We start from the raw sequence: 22,993 nt of genomic DNA, 5'->3' as shown, positions 1-22,993 counted from the left end.
GGATGGAGGCGATGACGGGGGGGAGCAGCGGGGGGCGTACCCAACCTCGCTGCGACAGCAGGCAGAGGGTGCCTTCCAGCGCCGCCCACTCGAGGATCTCCTCGCGCTCGAATGCGCGAGCCATGCACTCGGAGAACAAGCTCTCCATGTCGCATGACTGCTCCGCGAGGACCTCGAGCATGTCCTGCTCGAGAGGTGATTCGGGGGAGAGGTCACTCGCCGCTCCCGCCAGCGACAGTGTGAGCGCGGGTGACGGCTTCTCATACCGTGGCAGCAGACGGGCGAAACGCAGCTCGAAGGCGACCTCCGGCCCGTCTTGCTTGGGGAGCACCTGACATGGATTGTCTGGGAACGCCTGGGCGAGGAGCGCCTCCAGGGCTCCTTGTTGAAAGTCAGTCAGGGTGGGGCCCGCCAGTCCGCGACGGCTTCCATGGTGGGGATAGCGCAGCACCACCGCATCGGCGGCATCCCATCGGGAGGTACACGCGCCATAGACGGGGAACCGGGTCGCCGCGGCTCCCTGCTGGTGACCTGCCTCACGTGCTTGCTCCGCGGAGAGCTCTCGAAGGTGGAGATCCACCGGCAACGCCCTTGCCGGGTTTCCCGCGACGATGACGTGCTCTCCCACGTCCGAGGAGACCGCACAGTGGGCCGCCACCACCACGCCCTCTCCCAACCGGGCTCCGCCCGAGAGCGAGACGTGCTGGCCAATCCAACACTGGCGCTCTACCTCGACTCCGAAGCCACGCCGCTGCGAACTGGACTGCGGGTAGCGCTCGACATGGTTTCCGCCCTCGAGGGCCGTGTGAGCTCCGATGGAACTGGCGCGGACCCTGACGGTGCGCTGGAGCTTGACGAAGGGCGCAAGGTAGGACTGCTCCACCACGACCAGCGGACCGATCACCGCCTGTGGGTCCACCTGGGTTCCCTTCAGCAGCAGCGGCCCTGTCAGGACCGCATGCCCGCGAACCTCACTGTCAATCAATGCGACTCCATCTCCGTCGATGATGCTGAACTCCTCCACCCTCGAGCGTGAGATCACGACACGTCGCCCCTTGATCCGGACCGAGCTGGCGATGTGGCTTGCGCCATCCACGAGGTAGATGGCGCCCATGGCCCAGAGCTGGCGCAATTCCCGGGCCCACTCACGCACGGGAAGCGCGACGAGGCCGTCCGGCTCCTCTACCGAGCGCACGAGAGGTGCATCCAGGGAGGCGCTGGCACCGCCCAGCAGGAGCTCACGTCCACCTTGAGGCGTCTGCGCGCCAAGGACGGCATGGGCTGTCCATCTGGGTCGCCAGCCAGTCTGTTCAAGCACCTGCCGAAGGGCTGCATGGATTTGCGTCTCGATGGAACCGCGCAGGTTGCTCATGGCTCTTGCAGGGGGTGCTTCGGCGCGATGCCACGTCCGAAGGGCTGCGGAGAGTAACCCATGGCATTGCCCCTGCAAGCTCCCATTCCTGTCAGTCAGGGCCGTGCTGGCCCTCCCATCGACAGACAGGCAGGGAGGTCTGGGGGTGGCTTTCAGAGATTGAAGCCCACGTTCCCGACGGAGATGCTGGGCCCGAAGATGAAGGACCACTTGCTGGAGGGCACCACGGTGTTGGTGTTGGGGTCGCCGTTGGTGCGCCGGGTGATGTCGCCCCGGAACTCGCGGGCAATCCATGCGTTGGCACCCACCGCCGCGCCCGGGCCAATGGGCACGCGCAGGCCCAGGCCCAGCACGGCGGCGAGCGTGGGCGGGAACTGGATGTCCCCTGACTGTGGCACGAGCCCCAATCCCATCAATCCCATCTCGATGCCCAGCAGGCGCTCCTGGCCCTCGTTGTTGAGCAATGCCAGACGGGACAGGACGCCGAAGTTGATGGCCAGTTGTCCCGTGGGCTGGGTGGCGCGGTAGAGACCCGCGGGGATGGTGGCCATGGTGTAGAGGCGGAACATGCCGCCGCGTACGATGGCGGTCCACTGCGCGGAGGGCAGCCCGGTGCGGTCCACGGTGGAGAGCGCGTAGCGGGATTCGTCCGCGACGTGGGACACCTGCACGAGGATGCGGTCGTACTGGCCCAGGTTGCCCTGCACGGGGATGACGCGCACCTCACCCTTGGGGCGCAGGAACAGGCGCTGCTCCACGTGGCTTTCGCCCCGGGTGGAGCCGTCGGACTTCGTCACGTCGATGCGCAGGGTGATTTCCTGGTTGCCCTCCTGGGGCGTCAGGCGCTCGCGGTGGATGATGACGCGGCAGGTGTTGCGCATGGCGTAGTTCAACCGGTGCGGCCGGCTGGGCGAGAGCGTCTCGTCGTGGCCGTCCTTGTCCGCGCAGATGAACTCCACCAGGTTCTCCACGTTGGTGGGCACGCTCGCCTCGCGCACCGCGCGCTGCACGCGCTCGCTGGTGAGGAACAGGTCCGTGGTGGCCAGTTCCGCCGGCAGCGTGGGCAGCCGGTAGCCGAAGCGCAGCGACACGAAGCCGCCCGCGGTGGCCTCGCCCTGTACGAGCGTAGCGGTGTCCCGCGTCGTCACGGTGTACGCGCCGCCCAGGGGGCGCAGCACGAAGCGGCCCTGGCCGCCGTTGGAGGCCACCGTCACCTCCGCCGGGCGGTTGGTGGGCACGAAGTCGATGCCGCCGTGGCCGGGCAATTCCAGCATCGCGCGCGGGTCCGGCACCGGCCGCGTCTCCGCCGTTTCGGAGGCCACCACCGTGCCGTCCACGCGGGACGTGGTGGCCGTCACCGTCACCTGGGGTTCGTCGGTGCCCCGGGTGCGCAGCAGGACATAGGTGCCCTCCGGGACCTTCACCACGCGCTCCACGCGGGTGCGCGCGCCGTTCACCGTCCACAGAAGGCCGCGTGGATCATGCGCGCACGCCGCGTCCAGGCGCATGACGAGCGCGGAGTCCTCCGCGTCGCGCAGCACCGTGCCCTCCACGGCCGTCAGCGGGCACGCCAGCACGGGCAGCGTCTCCGCGACGGACGTCTCCAGCGCGTCGCCCCGGGCGAAGAACACGCGCGGCACCAACCGCAGCCGCAGGGACACGGTGGGGTTCAACCCGGGCACGTTGCGGATGGACACCGCGCCGTCCGTCACCTCGCAGCGCGCGGAGCCGCAGTCCACGGAGGCGATGGCCTCCGAGTGCGTCACCGCCGCGTAGCCGGGGCCCTTGGACATGTCCACGCCGGAGGACTGCACCAGGGGCCGCGTGAGCACGGTGCGGCCGGGGCGCAGGCGGAAGTACTCGTCGTCCAGGAAGCGCCCGTTGGCGTCGTACGTCGTCACGTCCGCGCCCGAGCGCGCGAAGGCGGGGCGCCAGGACAGCGTCGCGTCCGTGGGCAGGCCCGGCGTCACCGGCACCGCGCACTCGGAGGGGCCGTTGGGCTCCAGGCACATGTCCTCGCCCTCCACGGCCTTGCCCTGCGGATCCGGCCCGCGGGGCACGCCGGACCAGGCGATGGTCACGTTCTTCAGGCCGGTGCCCTTGAGCTCCAGCCGGCCGTCGTCCGGATAGAAGGTGGTGGAGGCGCTGTCGATGCGCGGGAAGGGCCCGGTGGCCACCACCACCACGGTGTCGGTGGCCGTGGCGCACGCGGCTTCATCCGCGGCGACCTTCAGCTCCAGCGTGCGCGCGGCGTCCTCCGCCTTGGTGGGAGGCTTGAGCGAGCGTCCATCCGGGGAGAGCACCCAGCCGCCGCGCACGGGGCCGCAGAGGATGCCCTTCGGGACGACCTCCACCGCCCGTCCCCCTTCGGGAAGCTGGACGACGGGGGTGGCGGCGGAGGCGGCTGCCGCCACCAGCAGGCAGCCAAGGACGAGCGCGCGCGCACGGTGCATCCGTTTCTTAAGCACGGAGGGCCGCATCCGGGTCAAGCCCTTCCGTGGCCCACCCGCGCGCTCGTTCCGTGGAAGCGGTGAATCCCGGGAGCGACCCTCCCGTCACGTCTCCGGGTGGACGGTCGGCGGACGGAGGGGGCCGGGGAGTCTCACGCCGGGTTTCACTCCGCCCGCAGCGCGATGATGGGGTCCACCCGGGTTCCGCGCCGCGCGGGCAGGTAGCAGGACATGGCGGCGATGGTGAGCAGCAGGGCCGCGATGGACAGGTAGGTGATGGGATCCGTCGGGCTCAAGCCGAAGAGCTGCGAGGCGACCAGGCGTGACAGGCCCAGCGCCAGGGGGATGCCGACGGCGACTCCCGCGATGACCGGCATCATGCCCTGCCTCAGGATGAGCAACAGGATGTCTGGCGCGGTCGCGCCCAGGGCCATGCGGATGGCGATCTCCTGGTTGCGCTGGCTCACCACGTAGGAGATGAGGCCGTAGAGGCCAATCGACGCCAGCACCAGCGCCATCATCGCGAAGCTTCCCAGCAGCAGGACGTTGAGGCGCGCGGGCAGCAGCTCCGCCGCGACGTAGGCGTCCAGGTCCATGACGTTGTCGGGCACGAGGGCGGGGTCGATTTCACGGATGGCGCTGCGAAGGGCACCCAGCGCCAGCGCGGGGTCGGCCGACGTGCGCCCCAGCACCGCCAGGTGCTTGCGGGGGGCCTGGTCGAGCGGGAAGTAGATGTCCGGATCCTTGGGCGGCGCCCCGGTGAGGTTGCGGAACCGGACGTTCCCCACGACCCCCACCACCTCCGCCTGGATGCCCTGGCCCAGGTTGAGCTGGCGTCCGAGCGCGCCTCCTCGCGGCCACATCCTCTTCTCCAGGGCCTCGGAGACCACGACGGTGCGCTGCGCGCCGGCGATGTCCGAGGAGGAGAAGAAGCGTCCCCGCTTCAGGGGCACCCGCAGGGCGGAGAAGAAGCTGGGGTTCACGGAGTGGCGGTAGGTCCGGATGCGCTCCTCGACGCTGCCCTCCGCTTCCGGGGTGACGCCCACGAGCCCCGCGTTGGAGCTGGAGCCCAGCGGCACGTCCGAGGCGAGGCTGATGGTCTGGAACAGCGAGAGCGCGTCCAGACGCTCCTGCAGGCGCTTCTGGAAGCTGGCCAGCGCGTCGGGGGGATAGCGCTCCGCGGGCAGCTCCACCGTGAGCGTCAGGACGCCGTCGGGCACGAAGCCCGCGTCCACGGCGTTGAGCCGCTGAAAGCTGCGTGCCATCAGCCCCGCGCCCACCAGCAACACCACCGCGAGCGCCACGTTGGTGGCGACGAGGATGGCCCGCACCCGGCCCCGGCCCGCGGCGCTCTGCGCCGCCCGTTCCTTGAGCGCGATGAGCAGGGAGGGCTGCGACAGCTTCAGGGCGGGCATCAGCGCCACCAGCACCCCCGCCCCCAGCGTGCACCCCAGGTTGAAGAGGATGACGGGGGCATCCAGGCCGAACTGGAGCCGGGCGGAGAACTCCTCGGGGATGAGCAGCCGCAGCAGGTCGATGAGCCAGACGGACAGCAGCAGTCCGAGGGCCCCTCCCAGCAACGACAAGAGGAGGCTTTCGGCCATCACCTGCTGGATGAGCCGGGTGCGGCTGGCACCCAGGGCCACCCGCACCGCCATCTCCTTCTGGCGCATCACCGCCCGTGCCAGCAGCAGGTTCGCGACGTTCACGCACACGGACAGCAGCACGAAGCCCACCGCCCCCCAGAGCATCAGGAGGGCCGGCCGCAACGAGCCGAAGACCGCCTCGTGCGCCGGCGTGAGCCGGGCGCCGCGCTGGGCGTTGGTGTTGGGGTACGTCTCCGCGAGCCGGGCCGCGATGGCGTCCAGCTCCTCCTGGGCCCCCTTCAGGGTCGCGCCCGGGGCCAGCCGGGCCACGGCCGAGTGCCAGCGCTCGCCGCGCTCCTCGAGCACCGCCGCCGGCTGGTCGAGGGAGACCATCATCAGGGGGACCCAGAGCTGCGCCCGTGACTCCCACCCGCCGAAGCCCTCCGGCATCACGCCCACGATGGTGAAGGAGCGCCCGTTGAGCACGAGCGGACGCCCCAGCACGTCGCGCGCTCCGTTCAGCTTCCGCTTCCACAGCCGGTGGGAGACCACGGCCACGGCGTGCGCGTCAGGGGTCGCGTTCTCCTCGGGCTGGAAGGTCCGGCCCAGCAGCGGTGTCGTGCCCAGGGCCTCGAAATAGCCATCGCTGACCAGCTCCGCCTCCACCCGCTCCGGCTCACCCTGACTGCCCAGGGTGAGGGTCGTCCTCGCGAAGGCTCCCATCGCCCCGAACGCGCGCGCCTGGGATTTCCAGTCGCGGAAGTCAGGGTGGGAGAAGGGGCGCGGCTCCACGTCGCCGTTGCGCCGCAGGGTCTCCGAGAGGAGCACCAGCCGTTCGGACTCCGCGAAGGGCAGGGGACTCAGCAGCGCCGCGTGCACCACGCTGAAGAGCGCGGAGTTCGCTCCGATTCCCAATGCCAGCAGCAGCAGGATGACCGCGGTGAAGCCGCGCTGCTTGATGAGCAGCCGCACGGCGAAGCGCAGGTCGGACACGAGGTGGGACACGGGGAGCCTTCCGGTCGAGATGAAAGGGAATGGAGGAAAGCCAGAAGCATGCCAGGACGTCGCCACACGCAGGCCGGGTCGTTCTGCGCCTTCCAATCCCAGGAGTGGAACGGCCCCGTCCCAGAAATGGGAGACAGGCTTTCTTCTCCGAAAGACCCCCGCTTGTGTTGGAAACTGGGATTGGTGCGGTATACCATGAAAAAGTTGTTCTTCCGTTAAGTCGGTCCGGTCGGTGTCGGTGCGTGTCTCGTTGATGTGATGACAGGCCTCCATGTGGGTGGGGAGCCAGGAGCCACACCATGGAGGGCAAGCCGTCGATATTCCGCAAGGAGGCGCTGGACTACTACCAGCTGCACCGGCGGCATGAAGGGGACGTGCTTCGGGTGGCGCCCCGCTGGACCCGCTGGTCCTATCCGCTGCTGATGGCGCTGGTGGCGGTGGTGCTTGTCTTCTGCTCGCTCGGCTCCGTGTCGGAGTACGCGGCGGGGCCCGCGCTCATCCGGGTGGAGCGGCGCGTGCGACTGACCGCCCCCGAGACGTCGGTGGTGACGTCCGTCGCCGTGCGGCCCGGTCAGCACGTGACGCCGGGGCAGGTCCTGATGAGCCTCCAACCCGAAGCGGAGCTGCGGGAGCTCACCCGCCTCCAGCGTGAGGTGGACCTCCAGCGGCTCCGGGCCCTGGAGACTCCCCTGGACTGGGCCGCCCGCCAGACGCTGCGGCGGGCCCATGACGCACTGGACACGGCGCTGGCCCACGCCGAGGCGCGGGTGGTTCGCGCCCCCGTGGCGGGCGTGGTGGCCCCCTCGCTGGGCTCTGTCGGGCAGGTGGTCGCCGCGGACAGCCCCATCGCCTCGCTGGTGGAGGAGGACGCCCAGGCCCGGCTCCTGGCGTTCCTGCCCGCGCACTACCGCCCCCTGCTGCGGCCCGGGCTGCACCTGCGGGTGACCCTGCAGGGCTTCCACCATGAGGTCCAGGAGGTCGCCATCGAGTCCGTGGACGACGAGGTGCTGGGCCCCGAGGAACTCCAGCGCCTGCTGGGCGCGGGGGCGGCCCCGGAGCCCCGGCTCATCGTGCGCGCGCGGCTGCCGTCGCGCACGTTCAACGACAGGGGCCACGCGCGGGAATATGTGGATGGCATGCCCGCGAGCGTGAAGGCCGCCGTGCGCTCCGAGCCCATCCTCCTCACGCTCGTTCCGGGCCTCAAGGGACTGCTTCCTCATGACGGCTGAATGGAAATCCTTCCGCCCCTGGGCTGAGCGCTTCAAGGCCGTGGGCTGGCCGCGACGCTCCCGCCGCCTGACCGAGGTCCGACAGCTGTCGGTGACGGATTGTGGCGCCGCGTGTCTGACGATGGTGCTTGCCTACCACGGCCGGGAGATGACCCTGGACGCGGTGCGGGACCTGATGGGGGTCGGGCGCGACGGCATCACCGCGCGCACGCTGCTGGACACGGGGCGAAGGCTGGGGATGCGGGGACGGGCCCTGTCGCTCGACCTGGACGGGCTCCCCCATCTGCCCACGGGCGCCATCCTTCACTGGGACTTCAATCACTACGTCGTCTTCGAGAAGCTGTTGGGCAACCGCGTCCTGTTGATGGATCCAGGCCGGGGCCGCCGTACCCTGACGATGGAGGCCTTCCGGCTGCACTTCACCGGGGTCGTCCTCCTCTTCGAGCCCGCGGATGACTTCCAGCAGGCCACGGCGGAGCGTGGGGGCACGTTCCGCTACCTGCGCTCCTTCGTGCGCGACGCGGACTCGCTGGGGCGGATCGTCATGCTGTCGGCGGCGCTGCAGCTCTTCGCGCTCGGCCTCCCGCTGCTGACGGGCATGGTGGTCGACCAGGTCGTCCCGCGAGGCGACACCGAGCTGCTGGGGCTGTTGTCCCTGGCGTTGGCCACCATGGTCGGCTTCCACCTGATGTCCACCCTCATCCGCGGACACCTCCTGCTGGAGCTGCGCACGCGGCTGGACATGCGGATGACCCTGGGCTTCCTCGATCATCTGGTGGACCTGGCCTACTCGTTCTTCCAGGTCCGTCCCGCGGGCGACCTGATGATGCGGATGAACACCCAGGTGAAGGCGCGCGAAATCCTCTCCTCGTCGGCCATCTCCACGCTGCTGGATGGGACCATGGTCCTGCTCTACTTCGCGGCGCTGTTCACCGTCAGCGGGCGGATGGGGCTGGCCGTGCTGGGACTGGGATTGGCCCAGGTGCTCGTCTTCCTGGTGACGAAGGGGCGGCGGCGCAGCCTGCTGGCGGAGAGCATGGAGCTGGAGTCCAAGAGCCAGAGCCATCAGATCTCCATGCTCACCGGGATGCAGACGCTCAAGGCGTTCGGCGCGGAGCGGCGCGCGGTGGAGAGCTATTCGCACCTCTTCGTCGACGTGCTCAATTCCTCCCTGGCCTGGGGCCGGTTGACGCTGTGGGTGGATGGCCTGTCCAGCACGCTGCGGCTGGCTTCACCCCTGGTCCTGTTGAGCCTGGGCGCCTCCCTGGTCCTGCAGGGACGGCTGACGCTCGGGGAGATGTTGAGCCTCAATGCCCTGACGGCTTCGCTGCTCGTCCCCCTGTCCAACCTCATCGTCACGGCGGGCCAGTTCCAACTGCTGGGCGGCTACCTGTCGCGCATCAATGACGTGCTGGAGACGCCTCCCGAACAGCCCCGGGACCGCGTGGGGAGGACCCTGACCCTCCAGGGCGCCATCGAGCTGGAGCAGGTCTCCTTCCGCTACAGCCTCACCTCTCCCTGGGTGGCGCAGAACATCACCCTGCGGATCTCCCCGGGTCAGATGGTGGCCATCGTGGGTCGCTCCGGAGCCGGGAAGACGACCCTGGCCAACCTCCTCCTGGGGCTCTACCTGCCCACGTCCGGACACATCCTCTATGACGGGGCGGACCTGCGCGAACTGGACCTGCGCGCGCTGCGCAGCCAGATGGGCATCGTGTTGCAGGAGCCGGCGTTCTTCACCTTCTCCCTGCGGGACAACATCACCCTGAGCGCGCCGGAGCTCCCCATGGAGCGGGTGACGGAGGCGTGCCGGCTGGCGCACATCCACGACGACATCCTGGCCATGCCCATGCAGTACAGCACCCTGATGGTCGACCGGGGCCTGTCCCTGTCCGGAGGACAGCGGCAGCGGCTTGCCCTGGCGCGCGCGCTGGTGCACCGCCCGGCGGTCCTGCTGCTGGACGAAGCCACCAGCGCCCTGGATGCCATCACGGAGAGCCGGGTCCAGGATGCCCTCACGTCCCTGCGGTGTACGCGAATCGTCATTGCCCACCGGCTGAGCACCGTCCGCCGTGCGGACCTCATCGTGGTCATGGATGAGGGGCGCCTGGTGGAGCAGGGCCGCCATGAGGAACTGCTGGCGCGCGGCGGTGTGTATGCCCAACTCGTCCAATCCCAGTTGGAGCAGAAGCCGCTCGTGGCCCGCGCGGGTTGAGGCCTGACGCAGCCTCGCTCCGCCGTCAGGAAAGGGCTGTCAGGACTGGAAGGTCATTATTTGATGAGCAGCTGTTGACGCGGAGTGAATCAAACGTGTAAAAATTGATAGAACGAATTAACTGGCTTTGTTGGTGGAAAAATCCAATGACACTTGCCTCGTTCTGGCCCACTGCGGAGGAGCGGTCCTTCTTTGAACGGGAGGGATATCTGGTGGTCCCGGATGCGCTCTCTCCGGCCCAGGTCCAGCGGTTGGTGGATGTGATTGACCGTTGTGGGCGGGAGGACGGCGCGCAGCCGGGGCGGTTCTACAACCAGGTGGACATCCTGGGGCGTGACGACGCCTTCGTGGAGCTGGTCGACAACCCGGCGGTGTTGGGACGCATCTGCGGGTTGCTGGGGTGGAACATCTGGGTGAACCACGTCCACTTCAACCTGCGTCCGCCGGATGCCAGTTCAGAGAACTACCGGTATGGCTGGCATGTGGACGGAGGTGTCTTCAGCACCGACCTGCAATACCAGGCGCCGATGACAGCCATCAAGGTGGGCTTCTACCTCACGGACCTGTCGGAGCCTGACCGGGGCCAGACGCACATCTTCCCGCGCTCCCATATGTCTGAGCGCAACTGGCAGGACGACTTCAAGCGCTTCACCCCGCCCACGGAGAAGGCGGTCCCCTTGTGCGTGAGGCCCGGGTCGGCGGTCCTGTTCCAGCAGCGGACCCTGCACAGCCACGGCAGCCCGAACCTTTCACAGCTCACGCGCAAGACCATCTTCATGCAGTGGGCCTACCGCTGGCTGTTCCCGGTCGACACGATGACCCTCCATGACCTGGGACAGCGGGTGGAGGATCCCATCCGCAGGCAGATGCTGGGGTTGGACCCGGCCCGGCCCAAGGGCAAGCTTTCGGGCCGCTACTACCCCGTCGCCACGGATATCCCCCTCAAGAACAGACTCATCCAGGATGTCGGCATCCAGAAGTTGTGTGAGCTAGGGCCGGCGGCCACCCGCCACCTGACCCAGTTCCTCGACTTCGAGCTGTAGCACCGCAGCAAGCGCAGTCGCAGTGCGAAGCAAGCCGTACCCTGTCGTCCTGGGTTGGAGCTCTTTGCACGTGTGCTCAAACACAGGGCGGCAGTCAACCCCCGTCAACCCCAGAGGAAAACACCATGAGCAACGTCAAGACCATCATCCAGAACATGTCGACCGACACCCGCGCCAAGGCGGAGAACTTCGCCCGCGCCAAGGGCCTCTCCCTCGAGGAGGCGGTCTCCGCGCAGCTGTCCGTGGAGCTGACCGAGAGCGACCTGGCCGCGGTCTCCGGCGGCATCGGCGCGGGCATCGCCATCGAAGAGGACAAGGAAGAGACCGCCGCCTGAGCAGTCTGTCTTGAGGCGCCCGAGCGTGCTGTCAGGAGGGTCTTGAACAGACTCTTCCGCGGGAGCGCGCCGAAGCGCTGAGCTGGATGGGCCCGGTCCGTTTCGCGGACGGACCGGGCTTTTCATGCACCCGTCAACAACCCTGGTCTTCATGGCACTGGTCGCCATGCCTTGTCACGCCCGGAGGGGGCTCATCCCCGCTGGTGCGGCCCACCCTGGGAGCAGCCGTGAAGATGCCCGACCTTTCAAAGCTGGAGTTCATCCTCCATCCCATGCCCGTGGAGGTCTTCCTCACGGAGTACTGGGAGAAGAAGGTCCTCCACCTGCGCAGGAACACGCCGGACTACTACCGACACCTGTTCAGCCTGGGGGACCTGGACTCCTTCCTGGGTCATTCGTTGACGAATGACGAGGTGCGGCTGGCCCGCTCCGGCTCCGTGGTCGCCCCCCGGGTCGAGGGTGAGAAGAAGACCACGCTCTACCAGTTCTATGAGGCCTACCGTTCGGGCTACACCCCGGTCGTGCGCAACCTGCACCTGTGCTGGGAGCCCATCGCGGAGATCGCGAACGCGCTGGCATTGGCCTTCGGGTGCTACATCAGCACGCACCTGTATCCGACGCCGGAGGATTCCCAGGGCTTCAGCGCCCACTGGGACGACCATGACATCTTCGCGCTCCAGCTCGAGGGGGCGAAGGAATGGCGCCTGTATGATTCGGGGCCCGAGCTCCCGCGCTACAGCCAGGAGCGCAATGACTATGCGCGCCAGCGGGGGCCCACGGACAACCCCTGGCAGATCATCAACCTGGAGGCCGGGGACCTGCTGTACTTCCCCAAGGGCGTCGTCCACGAGCCGAGGGCCCGCACGCTCTCCTCGCTGCACCTGACGTATGGCCTGTATCCGGAGACCTGGGAGTCGCTGGTCACCGAGTCGCTTCACGAGCTCGCGGAGCGGGAGCCCCGGCTCCAGGAGAGCCTTCCGTTCGGCTTCGCGACGGGCAGCGCCGCGAGCGCGGAGATCCCAGCGCGCGCGGCGGCGCTGGCGGAGTGGGTGGCGACGGACGCGCGCTTCGAACCGGCGTGGAACCGGCTGGCGGCGAAGGTCCTGGACAAGACGGCCCCCTTCGCGGACGGCCACTTCGCCCGCCTGGGGCAGGCCACGCGCCTCCACGCGCAGAGCGCGCTGACCCGGCGGCGGGGCACGGTGGGCGTGGTGGTGCCCTCGGACGAGGGCGCCGTGCTGCACTACCCCGGCGGGACCTACCGCGCGCCAGCGGGGCTCGTGGCCGCGCTGCGGTTCGTCGCCGAGCACGAGTCGTTCCGCGTCCTGGAGGTGCCGGGGACGGCGGACGACCCGGAGCGGCTGCGCCTGTGCCGTGAACTCATCCAGGTGGGCTTCCTGCGAGAGGCCGGCTCGCCGGACCCCCGCTGACGGTCGTCATTCCTCTGCCCCCCGGAAGAGCACCCATGCGCCACTGCGAAGACCTCCAGGCCGTCATCACTCCCATGCCCGTGGAGCAGTTCGTCACGGACTGCTGGGAGCAACAGTCCGTTTTCATCCCCCGAGCCAACGCCGCCCTCTTCGAGCCGTTGTTCCGGTTGGAGGACCTGGACCGCCTCATCAACCTGTCGTTCACGAACTACAGCCTCTTCACGTTTGAAGGACGGCGGGTCATCACCCCCCGCTTGAGGCGACCGAACAAGACGTCGATCCACGAGTTCTACCAGGAGTTCTCCGCGGGCCATTCCCTCGCCGTGCGCGAGATGCAGGTGCGCTGGAAGCCCATCGCGAAGCTGGTCAGCACCCTGTCGCGGCAGTCCGGGTTCAACTTCGTCGCGGACGTGGTGGCGGCGCCCGCGCGCTCACGCAACGTGGGGCTGTTCGCGGGGAGCCGCAGCGTGTTCATCCTCCAGCTGTCCGGCACGTCCACCTGGGAGCTGCCGCCGGGCCTCTTCCGTCCCTTCGCGGCGGGCGCGGCGGCCGGAGCGCGGGAGGGCCGGCTCTCCGTGTCCGCGGGAGACACGCTGTACCTGCCCTACGGGAATGCTCCCGAGGGTGCATCGCTCAAGGCGGCCCTGCCGCTGGTGGAGGTGGGGCCGGAGGCCCCGTCGCTGTACCTGGTGCTGAGCGTCCAGCGGGTGACGTGGGCCGACCTCCTGGAGCGCAACGTGGAGCACGCCAGCGCCCGGAACCTGGAGCTGCGGCGGGCGCTGGGCTTTGGCGCCCCCTTGCGCCTGTTCGGCGCGTCGCAGACGCAGGCGCGCTTTCGCGAGCTGCTGGGCAAGGCCTTCGAGGCGCCGGACTGGAAGGCCTCGAGCCACGCGCTGGCGTGCGAACACCAGCGCCGGCTGCCCCACCTGCCCGATGGTCACTTCGCCCAGCTGCGCAACGTGGACCGCGTGACGCTGGACTCGGTGGTGGCCCGCAGGCCCGGCGTGGAGGCGCGCGTCCAGCTCTTCGATCGCATCGTGGAGCTGCTCATCCCCGGTTCCTTCTATCAGGGCCCGGAGAAGCTCTTCCTCGCGCTCGACTTCATCAGTGAGACGCGGCAGTTCCAGGTCCGGGACATTCCCGGCTGGTACACCGACGCGGAGCGGGTGCTGCTGGTCAAACAGTTCATGTCCATGGGCGTCCTGACCTTCGCCCATCCCCAGGAGGCCGCCGGCGAAGCACGCCCGGCCTGACCCGACCCATGAATGACACCGGCCTCTACCACGAGCACAGCCGCGACCTCATCCGGCTGTGGAACAAGGCAGTCGTCTCCATCTGGGGCAAGGAGGGGCAGGCGGAGTGGTACGAGTATTCGATGCGCCGGATGCTCGTCTATGGCGCGCTGCTGCGGCAGTGCCAGGTCCAGCCTGAAGGCATCCTCTACATCGGGGCGCACTCCGGCTCGTTGCTCTGGGTCTGGCTGTTGCTTGGCTTCCGCAACGTCCTGATGGTGGAGCCGCAGCCGGACGTCTTCCAGGGGCTGGAGCGCAATGCCCGGGTGTCCAGCGCGCTGAGCCTTGCCTATGACGAGTTCCTGGGCAGCCCGACACCGACGCAGATCCAGGTCGCGCAATGCGCCATCGATGACCACGACGGCGAGGAGGACCTCTTCGTGCTGTCGTCGAGCGGGCTGTCCTCACTCCAGAAGCCCATGGAGGCGGCGCTCGACCAGTGGAAGGCGGAGGAGCAGGTGTCGGGCGTGGACCGCTTGAAGGTCCCGGTCCGGACGCTCGACAGCCTGCTCCAGGAGATGACCGACGCAGGCGGGAGCGGCCGGTACAACGTGCTGTACATGAACATCCAGGGCGCGGAGCTGAAGGCGCTCCGGGGTGCGTCGCGGACGCTCCGGACCCTGGACTTCATCTACCTGGAGAAGAACTTCGAGGTCCGCTACGAGGGGACGCCGGAGTCGGAGGAACTCGACGCCTTCCTGCGGGAGCACGGCTTCGAGGCCCACTGGGGCATGAAGCAGACCTCGCTGGGAAACGGCTACACGGCCTACGCCCGCAAGCCCCGCTGAGCGGCCGCGTCGGTGCCCGGTGCCGGTGCCCACCTGGGGGTGGGCACCGACGGTCCCGCGGGCTACCGCGAGGCCGTCTTCTGCCCCGGGCCCTGGAGCAGGATGCGGCGTCCGAAGGCCCGGTCCACGCGGCCCAGGAACTCACGGAACTGCGGGTACTCGTCCGCCTTGATGCGGGCGACGGAGAGGGCGACCTCGCCGTCGGCGACGAGGGTGCCGTCCTCCACGCGGTAGGAGAGCTTCACGCGGCCGAAGGGCGTCGTCTCCTCCACCGCCTGGGGCATCTCCGCCACGGTGTAGCCGCCGGGCAGCGTGTAGCGCAGCTTGAAGGTGTTCACCCACGGGCTCTGCATCACCAGGTCGAAGCGGCGCTCGGCGAGCGACGCGTACGCCTGCTGGTAGGTGCGCCCGGTGCCGAAGGGCAGGAAGCGCAGGCTGCCGCCGGGGAGCACCTCCGCGTAGCGCGGGATGCCCATCTTGAAGTCCAGCGCCACGTCGTCATCCAGGCGGGTGGTGTCGCTGAGCTTCACCTCGCGCACGGTGAGGCCGGGGAAGCTCTGCGCCCACGCGCGCTCGAAGGTGGACTTGCGCGTGGACTCCGGGCGGTAGGCGCGGCGGTAGTCCGGCGCGGACTGGCCGGACACGCTGCTCTGGCCCTTCACCTCCGCGCCGCCGTCGGGCCGCAGGGACACGTCCATGGCCAGCGTGGTGGTGTTGTCCTGCGCCTTCGCCTCCGGCGTGGTGAGGAAGTTGCTGGTGCCGTTGGGGTCCACCACCAGCACGTTGGCGACGCGGTCCGCGCTGGGCAGCTCCTTGGCGCCGTGGAACTCCGCGGTGCCGTCCAGGTACAGGTCGAACTTGGGCACGTACGCGATGGCGTGGTTGAAGGCCGCCAGCGACGCGGGCTCCGCGTCCAGCGAGCCCAGGTTGCGCATGCGCAGCAGCACCAGCCGGCTGTCCACGCCCGCCACCTTCAGCATGGAGTAGATGAGGCTCGCCTTGTCCTTGCAGTCACCGAAGCGGCGCGCCAGCACGCGGTCCACGCGGTAGGGCTTGAAGCCGTGGATGCCGAACTCCAGCGCCACGTAGCGGGTGTTGGTGACGACGAAGGAGTAGATGGCGCGCACGACGGCCAGCTCGTTCTTGCGGTCCACGCCCTGGAGCACCTGCTCCACCGTGGCCTTCAGCTCCGCGTTGGGCTGGAGCTGGTCGCGCACGAGGCCCCACCAGTAGTGGCCCACCTGGTCCCACGTCTTGTACGTGGAGATGTGCAGGTTCTGCGCGACCTCCGCCCAGCCCGGCATGCCCGGCTCCGGCACCACCTTGGAGACGTGCTTCGCGCCGAAGCGGTACAGCGTGCGGGTGTTGTCCTCCAGCGGCGACTGCTGCTGCTCCACGCCCGCAAGGCGGCTCTTGTTCCAGTACAGCGGCCGCTCCTTGGGCATGTCCACGATGTACTGGAAGCGCACCTTCGGGTAGACGCCCTGCACGCTCTCCACGTCGCCCCAGTAGTCCGACAGCAGGTTGTCCTGCGCGGTGTCGTCCAGGCGGTAGGTCAGCTCCAGCGTGTCCCCCACCGCGAGCGACGGGAACGACAGCACGCGCATGCGCGCGTCGTAGTACATGCCCGTCCACGGCTCGTTCATGTTGCGCTCGGCGTCGCCGTAGCTCTCCACCACGGAGCCGTCCGGCTTCGTCACGCGGGCCTTGAGCACGCGCACTTCCTGGCGGTCCGGCGAATAGCTGACGGGGAGGTTGCGGAACGCGTCCACGCCGCGCGTGTTGAGGACCTTCACCACCATCTGCTGCATGCGGCTGGACAGGCCGCTCTTCTGCACGCGCACGTAGGTGCTGTCCACGAGGTAGACGGCGTCCTCGTGCACGTAGCCTTCGGCCTCCTTGGTCAGGGGCTTCGCGTCCACCAGGTACTGCGTGCCCGCGCTCTCCGTCTCACCCTTGAGCGTGCGCAGGGCCTCCTTGAGGCCGGGGTTCTGCGGGCGCAGCACCAGCGAGCGCTCGAAGGCGGCCAGCGCCGGCTCGCGCTGACCCGCGGCGAGCAGCGCGCGGCCCTCGCGCTCGTAGACCTCCGGCTCGTCGGGGGACAGGGCCTTGGCCTCGGTGAAGAGCGCTGCCGCTTCTTCCGCGGCGCCGTTGGAGGCCTTGAGCTCCGCCAGCCGCACGCGCGAGCCGTTGTCGAAGGGGTTCAGGTCGGTGAGCTTCGCGTACTCGCGCTCGGCGGCGTCCACCTTGCCCGCGTCCGCGAGCTGCGAAGCCAACTGCCGGCGGGTGTTGGTGTCATCGAAGCGCAGCGCCAGCACCACGCGCATGCGGTCCATGGCCTCCTGGTTGCGGCCCATCTGCCGGGACGCCGCCGCCGCCACGCGCACCACGCGGGGGACACGGGGCTGCTGCCGGAAGGTCTCCTCCACCAGCGCATTCGCGCGGGCGCGCTCGCCCAGGGCCTCGGCGGCGCGGGCCATCAGCAGTCGCGCGCCCGGCTCGTTGCGGCCGTCATCCTTCTCCAGCAGCGGGGCCAGCAGCGGCTGCACGCGCTCCGGGTGGCCGCGGTCCATCTCGTGGTCCGACAGCGCCAGCCGCGCCGGGGCGAACGTCGGATCCGCCTTCACGGCCGCCTCCAGGAAGCGGCGGCGCTCGTTCAAATCATCCGTCTGGGTGTTGGCGGCCAGCAGCTGGAGGCGCGCGTCGTTGGGGGCGGCCTCGGCGGCGGCGGCGGCCTCCGCGCTGGCGGTGTGCTCGCGCTCGTCATAGGCGCGGAAGAAGGCGAGCACCTGCGCGTAGTCGCCGCGCAGGGCCGCGTCGTCCGGGTTCTTCTCCACCAGCGCGCGCAGCGAGGAGGTGAGCGTGGGCAGCACCTGCGGCGCGGGGGCCGGCACGCGCTCCAGCGCGGGGGCCTTGGCGGGCAGCGTGGCGCGGGCGGACGCCGTCTCCGAGCGCAGGTAGAAGCCCAGCGGGCCGGACTCCTGGCACACCTTCACGAGGACGCGGTTGAGGCCCTTCTTGAGCTTCACCGACACGCGGGTCTGGTCGGGGCGGGGCAGGTTGTAGCGATCCTCCTTGGAGGCCAGCTGCCCGTTCACCCACAGGCGGTAGCCGCCGGAGGTGCCCAGGCCCAGCGCGACGCGCGTGTCCTGCGGGACCTCCAGCCACGTGAGCGCGTACGCCACGGCCTCCTTGTTGGGGCGCACGGCGGTGGCCAGGTCCACATAGCCGTCCGCGGACGTGACGGACAGCTTGCGCCAGGTGGCCTCGTGGCCCTTGGCACCGGGGTAGCGCGCCGTCAGGTCCAACGCGGCGGTCTCCGGACCGAAGTCGGTGTCGCAGCCGGCCTTGCCCTCGTTCTCGAAGCCGCCGACGACGTAGTAGTCGTTGACGAAGCCCAGCCACTGGCGGACTTCATTGGCGCGCACCATGCGGCCCCGGGAGCGCTCCGCGTCCATCAGGAGGATTTGGGCGGTGGTGCGCGTGTTCACGTCGGACGTGCGGCGCGAAGCAATCTGCTGGTAGGTGCTCACCAGCGGGGTGAGGTCCTCCACGTCGTCCACCAGCGCGTGCATCCGCAGAAGGGCGGCACCCCCGCGTGGGGAGCCAGCGGCCTTCTGGGCCTCGGCCGCGTACTCGCGGGCCCGGTCGTCCGCGTTCGGCTTCGCGAGCGCCAGCACGGGGCAGGTGAGCACGAAGACTGCGGCCAGCGATGTGAAACGCGACATCCGTTCTCCTCGGTAGAGCAGCGGCGCCAGCAGCGACGCCGGGACAGCAGGGGGCGACGACGCCGTTGAACAGGCGGACCCGTCGCGGCCTTCCCCTGCATGTGGCCCCGGACGGCGAGCAGGCAACCCAATCCACCTCCAGTCTATGTCGGACCGGTGTGGGGCGGGGTGGGCCCGTGGAGGCAGGGAGTCGAAAATGCACAGGGCCGGCACGGGCGCTGATGCCCGTGCCGGCCCTGATGTGTGCAGCGGGTGCCGCCCGGCCGTCAGTGCAGCTTGGAGTACAGGGCGTTGACGAGGGTGCCGTCGTCGCCGCTCAGCTCCCAGAACATCGCGCCGCCCAGGCCGTTGGACAGGATATAGTCCGACTTGGCGTTGAGGCTCTGCGCGTCGTCGTAGGCCACCCAGACCTTGGTGGTCGGGCTGTAGACGTAGGCCTGCTTGCTCTCCGGGTGGAAGAACTTCGTGTAGCCGGAGCCCGCGCGCTCGTAGTTGGCCTTCAGGTCCTTGAAGTCGAACACGCCGGTGAGGCCCGACTGGCCGTCATCCCAGGTGCCCTTGGTGGGGACGCCGCTCTGGAACAGACCGTTGTTCACGTTGGGCACGTTGCCCCAACCTCGGCCGTAGAACGGAACGCCCAATACAATCTTGGAGGCGGGCACGCCCAGCTGGAGCATCTTCGCGATGGAGCCGTCGGTGTAGAAGCCGTCGTTGGCGCCCGGGTCGCCCGTCACGCGGTTGAGCGCGGAGTGGAAGTTGACCGTGCTCTCGAAGGCGCCGTGGTAGTCGTAGGACATCACGTTGATCCAATCGAGGATGTTGGCCAGCTTCACCGTCTCCTGCTTGTTGGCGAGCAGGTCCGGCGACGCGCCCGACGCGATGGTGAGCAGGTAGGGCTGGCCCGTCTGCGCCGTCACGGCGGCCAGCTGGGTGCGGAACTCCTGCATGAGCAGGGTGTAGTTCACCTTGTCCGCGGGGCTGCTGATGTTGTCCGGCAGGCCGCCGCCGGTGGGGTACTCCCAGTCCACGTCGATGCCGTCGAACACGCCCACGCCGTTGGCCGGGGTGACGCCGGGGAACTGGCCCTTCACGTACAGGTCCACGCAGGACTTCACGAACGCGGCGCGCGACGCGGACGACGCGGCCACCTGGGAGAAGTACTTGGACCAGGACCAGCCGCCAATGGAGATGAGCAGCTTCAGCTGGGGGTTCGTCTTCTTCAGCTCCTTGAAGGCGCGGAAGTTGCCACGCAGCGCGCCCGCGTCCCACTCACCCGGGAAGCCGAAGCCCTTGTCGATGTCCGCGAACGCATCCCCGAGCACGCACTTGCCGTCCGGCGTGATGTTGGAGAAGGCGTAGTTGATGTGCGTGAGCTTCGACGCCGGCACGTTGGACACCTGGTAGTTGCGTCCGTAGATGCCCCACGCGGTGAAGTAACCGACGATGCGCTTGTTGCCCACGGGCGGCTGGCCGGGCAGCTCCACGACGACGCTGACCGTCTTCGTGCCCACGTTGCCCGCGAGGTCGTACGCCTTCACGGTGTACGTGTACGTGCCGTTCTGCGCGGACGTGGCGAACGCGCGCGAGTACGACGACGCGGTGGCGACGAGCGTGCCGTTCTCCAAAATCTCCGTCTTCGTCACGCCCACGTTGTCGGTGGCGCTGGAGGAGATGGTGATGGAACCGGCGGCGGTGAGGCGCGACGTGCTGGCGCTGGCGGTGACGACGGGGGGCTGGGTGTCGCCGCTGCCCGGAATGGCCACGGTGACGCTGACCGTCTTCGTGCCCACGTTGCCGGCGGCGTCATACGCCTTCACGGTGTACGTGTACGTGCCGTTCTGCGCGGACGTGGCGAACGCGCGCGAGTACGACGACGCGGTGGCGACGAGCGTGCCGTTCTCCAAAATCTCCAGCTTCGTCACGCCCACGTTGTCGGTGGCGCTCGCGGAGATGGTGACGGAGCCGGCGGCGGTGATGTTGGACGCGCTGGCGGACGCGGAGGCGACGGGGGCCTGCGTGTCACCGCCGCCCGTCGCGGGGCCGACGTCGAGCCACAGTGAGGCCACGGCCGAGGGCGTCCAGTCCGACTGGGACGTGTGCGGCTGACGGCACTCATAGATGCGGCCTTCATAGGAGACGCGCGTGCCCACCGAATAGGCGACGCCCACGGCCCACGCGGCCTCCAGCGGCGCCTTCATCACGCTGCCCGGGCCCTCGGCCTCGGGCGTGAAGAGTTCCTGGCCACATCCGGTGACGGTCAGCGCGGACGCGACCAGGCCCATGATCCACTTGCTACGCAGCATTCGTGTTCTCCTCGCCTGCGGTACACGCGGAAGGAGTCACGACCCGATTATTCAGGGTTAATCGCGGAGTTATTTTTCCGGGCTTCGCGCCTGTCCGCCGACCCAGGTGGTGTGGACGGAAAGGTCTTCCTTCAACAGCACCAGGTCCGCGCGATGGCCCGGGGCGATGCGTCCCCTGTGTCCGTGCACGCCCAGGAAGGTCGCGGGATGGAGCGACGCCAGGCGCAGCGCTTCCTCCAACGGGACACCGAGCGAGTGGACGCAGTGACGCACGGCCGAAGTGAGATCGATGTCCGCGCCCGCGAGCGTGCCGTCCTCCGTCTCCAGGCGTTTGTTGCGGCGCAGGATGGTGCGGCCCTGGAGCGTGAAGGACGTGACGGAGGTGCCCACGGGCGGCATCGCGTCCGTGACGAGGAAGACCTTGCCGGGAGGTTTGACCTTGAGCACGAGCCGCAGGTTGTCCGCGTGCACGTGCACGCCGTCCGCGATGACGCCGCACCACGCATCGTCGTGGGTGAGCGCGGCGACGATGGGGCCGGGCTGACGGTTCATCACCGGGGGCATCGCGTTGAACAGGTGGGTGAAGCCGCGCACGCCGGCCTGGAGCGCCTGGGTGGTGCGCTCGCTGGTGGCGGCGGTGTGGCCCGCGCTGAGCACCACGCCGGACGCGGCGAGGCGACGCAGGGTGGCGTCGTCCACGCACTCCGGCGCGAGCGTCATCAACACGCGTCCCCCGTGCGCGGCGAAGCGGCGAGGCAGGGCGGTGAGGTAGTCGAGGTCGCTCGGGGCGGGGGCGCGGATGAAGCCTGGTGCGTGGACGCCAGCGCGCTCGCGGCTGATGAAGGGGCCTTCCAGGTGGATGCCGAGCACCCCGCTGTCGGGACGCGCGGCGGCGTCGAGCGCGGCCTCGCACGCTTCACGCATGCGCGTGGGGTCGTCGGTGATGAAGGTGGGCAGCAGGCCCGTGGTGCCGGTGCGGCGCATGGCGGAGGCGATGGCGAGCGCGGCCTCCTGGGTGGGCGTGTCGTTGAAGAGCACGCCGCCCGCGCCGTTCACCTGCACGTCGACGAAGCCGGGCGCGAGCAGCGTGTCCCCGGGCAGCGTGCGCACGGTGGCGCCCGTGGGGATTTCAGCGGTGGGGACCACGGCGCGCACGGTGTCGCCTTCAAGGACGACGGCTTGTCCTTCGAGGAGCAGGTCCCCGGTGAAGACCCGCGCGCCGTGGAGGACGACGACCGTGGCGCCTGCCATTACACCGTCTCCGTGACCTTGCGCAGGTGCGCGGGCGCATCCGGATCCAGGCCGCGTGCGGTCGCGAGCTGGTGCACCGCGAAGTAGAAGCTCTGCACCTGGCACAGGGGCGCGAGCACCGGGGGCAGGTTCGGCAGGGTGGGCAGTGGCTGCGCGCCCGGGACGGGCAGGGTGGCGTGGACGGTGGCGCCCAGCTCCACCATGCGCTGTACGACGGAGCGCATGCCCTGCGCGGCGTTGTCCTCCTGGCCCAGCGCGAGCACGGGGAAGCCCGGGCGCACGAGTCCGAGCGGGCCGTGGAGGACCTCGGCGGAGCTGAAGGCCTCCGCGTGCAGGCGGCAGGTCTCCTTGAGCTTGAGGGCCATCTCGAGCGCCGCGCCCAGTCCGCTGCCGCGACCGACGACATAGAGGCTGGAAGCGTCCTTGAGGGAGGCGAGCGCGGGCCACCAGTCGAGCTTGCTCGCGGCCTCCAGCGCGTCCGGCAAGCGCCGGGCGGCGTCGTGCAGCTCGGCGGAGTCCGACCAGTAGGCGACGAGTTGGAGGAAGGCGAGGCCGGAGAGCAGGTAGGACTTGGTGGCGGCGACGCTGTGCTCGGGGCCGGCGGACAGTGGGACGCGCACGTCGCACAGCGCGGACAGGGGCGAGGACTCGTCGTTGATGAAGCCCAGGACGACGGCGCCGCCCGCGCGCGCGGCCTCGGTCATGCGCAGCAGGTCGGGGCTCTGGCCGGACTGGGAGATGGCGATGAAGAGCGAGTCGCGCAGGTCGAGCGAGCGGGTGTTGTAGACGGACGCGACGCTGGGACCCATGGACGCGACGGCGCGGCCCAGCGTGGTTTCGATGAGGTACTTGCCGTAGACGGCCGCATGGTCGGAGCTGCCCCGCGCGCAGGTGACGACGAAGCGGGGCGGGGTCCGGCGAAGGCGGGCACCCAGGTAGGCCAGGGTGTGGCGGCAGAGGTCAAGC

At 69.3% G+C, this 22,993-nt stretch carries 13 protein-coding genes and 1 pseudogene; 7 read left to right on the top strand and 7 right to left on the bottom strand.

Going from position 1 to position 22,993, the window contains the following annotated elements:
* The 3 genes and pseudogenes from D7X74_RS22310 to D7X74_RS22300 form a co-directional block, all read right to left on the bottom strand.
* A pseudogene (locus D7X74_RS22310) lies at window positions 1-1,372 on the bottom strand (hypothetical protein); the annotation flags it as partial.
* Between the two features lie 152 nt (window positions 1,373-1,524).
* The gene (locus D7X74_RS22305) at window positions 1,525-3,825 is read right to left on the bottom strand and encodes a hypothetical protein (RefSeq protein ID WP_199741877.1); all 2,301 of its coding nucleotides are present in this window, start codon (window positions 3,823-3,825) and stop codon (window positions 1,525-1,527) included.
* A gap of 161 nt (window positions 3,826-3,986) precedes the next feature.
* Entirely contained in the window at window positions 3,987-6,413 is a 2,427-nt protein-coding gene (locus D7X74_RS22300; RefSeq protein WP_158622276.1) for an ABC transporter permease, read from the bottom strand.
* A gap of 299 nt (window positions 6,414-6,712) precedes the next feature.
* Here D7X74_RS22300 and D7X74_RS22295 point away from each other — a divergent pair, with 299 nt between their 5' ends.
* The 7 genes from D7X74_RS22295 to D7X74_RS22265 all read left to right on the top strand — a co-directional run bounded on the left by D7X74_RS22295 (window position 6,713) and on the right by D7X74_RS22265 (window position 14,745).
* Window positions 6,713-7,642 (top strand): efflux RND transporter periplasmic adaptor subunit, encoded by a 930-nt coding sequence (locus D7X74_RS22295; protein WP_120535013.1) that lies wholly within the window; start codon window positions 6,713-6,715, stop codon window positions 7,640-7,642.
* Complete coding sequence (locus D7X74_RS22290; RefSeq protein ID WP_120535012.1) at window positions 7,632-9,857, top strand: peptidase domain-containing ABC transporter; 2,226 nt, start codon at window positions 7,632-7,634, stop codon at window positions 9,855-9,857. The genes D7X74_RS22295 and D7X74_RS22290 overlap by 11 nt, the downstream gene beginning before the upstream one ends.
* A gap of 146 nt (window positions 9,858-10,003) precedes the next feature.
* Window positions 10,004-10,900, top strand: a complete 897-nt coding sequence (locus D7X74_RS22285) for a phytanoyl-CoA dioxygenase family protein (protein ID WP_120535011.1) — start codon at window positions 10,004-10,006, stop codon at window positions 10,898-10,900.
* 125 nt (window positions 10,901-11,025) lie between these two features.
* Complete coding sequence (locus D7X74_RS22280; RefSeq protein WP_120535010.1) at window positions 11,026-11,235, top strand: hypothetical protein; 210 nt, start codon at window positions 11,026-11,028, stop codon at window positions 11,233-11,235.
* A 233-nt stretch (window positions 11,236-11,468) separates the two neighbouring features.
* Window positions 11,469-12,665, top strand: a complete 1,197-nt coding sequence (locus D7X74_RS22275) for a cupin domain-containing protein (protein WP_158622275.1) — start codon at window positions 11,469-11,471, stop codon at window positions 12,663-12,665.
* A gap of 35 nt (window positions 12,666-12,700) precedes the next feature.
* The gene (locus tag D7X74_RS22270) at window positions 12,701-13,918 is read left to right on the top strand and encodes a cupin domain-containing protein (RefSeq protein WP_120535008.1); all 1,218 of its coding nucleotides are present in this window, start codon (window positions 12,701-12,703) and stop codon (window positions 13,916-13,918) included.
* 8 nt (window positions 13,919-13,926) lie between these two features.
* Entirely contained in the window at window positions 13,927-14,745 is an 819-nt protein-coding gene (locus D7X74_RS22265; RefSeq protein WP_120535007.1) for an FkbM family methyltransferase, read from the top strand.
* 62 nt (window positions 14,746-14,807) lie between these two features.
* On the opposite strand, the gene D7X74_RS22260 is transcribed toward D7X74_RS22265, so the two are convergent.
* The 4 genes from D7X74_RS22260 to D7X74_RS22245 all read right to left on the bottom strand — a co-directional run.
* Window positions 14,808-18,473 (bottom strand): DUF3857 domain-containing protein, encoded by a 3,666-nt coding sequence (locus D7X74_RS22260; RefSeq protein WP_120535006.1) that lies wholly within the window; start codon window positions 18,471-18,473, stop codon window positions 14,808-14,810.
* A gap of 266 nt (window positions 18,474-18,739) precedes the next feature.
* Window positions 18,740-20,776 carry a glycosyl hydrolase family 18 protein gene (locus D7X74_RS22255; RefSeq protein WP_120535005.1) on the bottom strand — a complete coding sequence of 679 codons (2,037 nt, stop codon included), beginning with the start codon at window positions 20,774-20,776 and terminating at the stop codon, window positions 18,740-18,742.
* A gap of 69 nt (window positions 20,777-20,845) precedes the next feature.
* Window positions 20,846-22,027: an N-acetylglucosamine-6-phosphate deacetylase gene (gene nagA / locus D7X74_RS22250; protein ID WP_120535004.1), complete on the bottom strand. Its 1,182-nt coding sequence runs from the start codon at window positions 22,025-22,027 to the stop codon at window positions 20,846-20,848.
* On the bottom strand, window positions 22,027-22,993 hold a 967-nt coding region (locus D7X74_RS22245), incomplete at its 5' end, for an SIS domain-containing protein (RefSeq protein WP_147446650.1). The genes D7X74_RS22245 and nagA, both read right to left, overlap by 1 nt.

Source organism: Corallococcus sp. CA047B, from assembly GCF_003612065.1.
Classification (GTDB): Bacteria; Myxococcota; Myxococcia; order Myxococcales; family Myxococcaceae; genus Corallococcus; species Corallococcus praedator.
The sequence above is the reverse complement of the archived record's forward strand: the minus strand, read 5'-3'. Positions and strand labels throughout refer to the sequence as shown.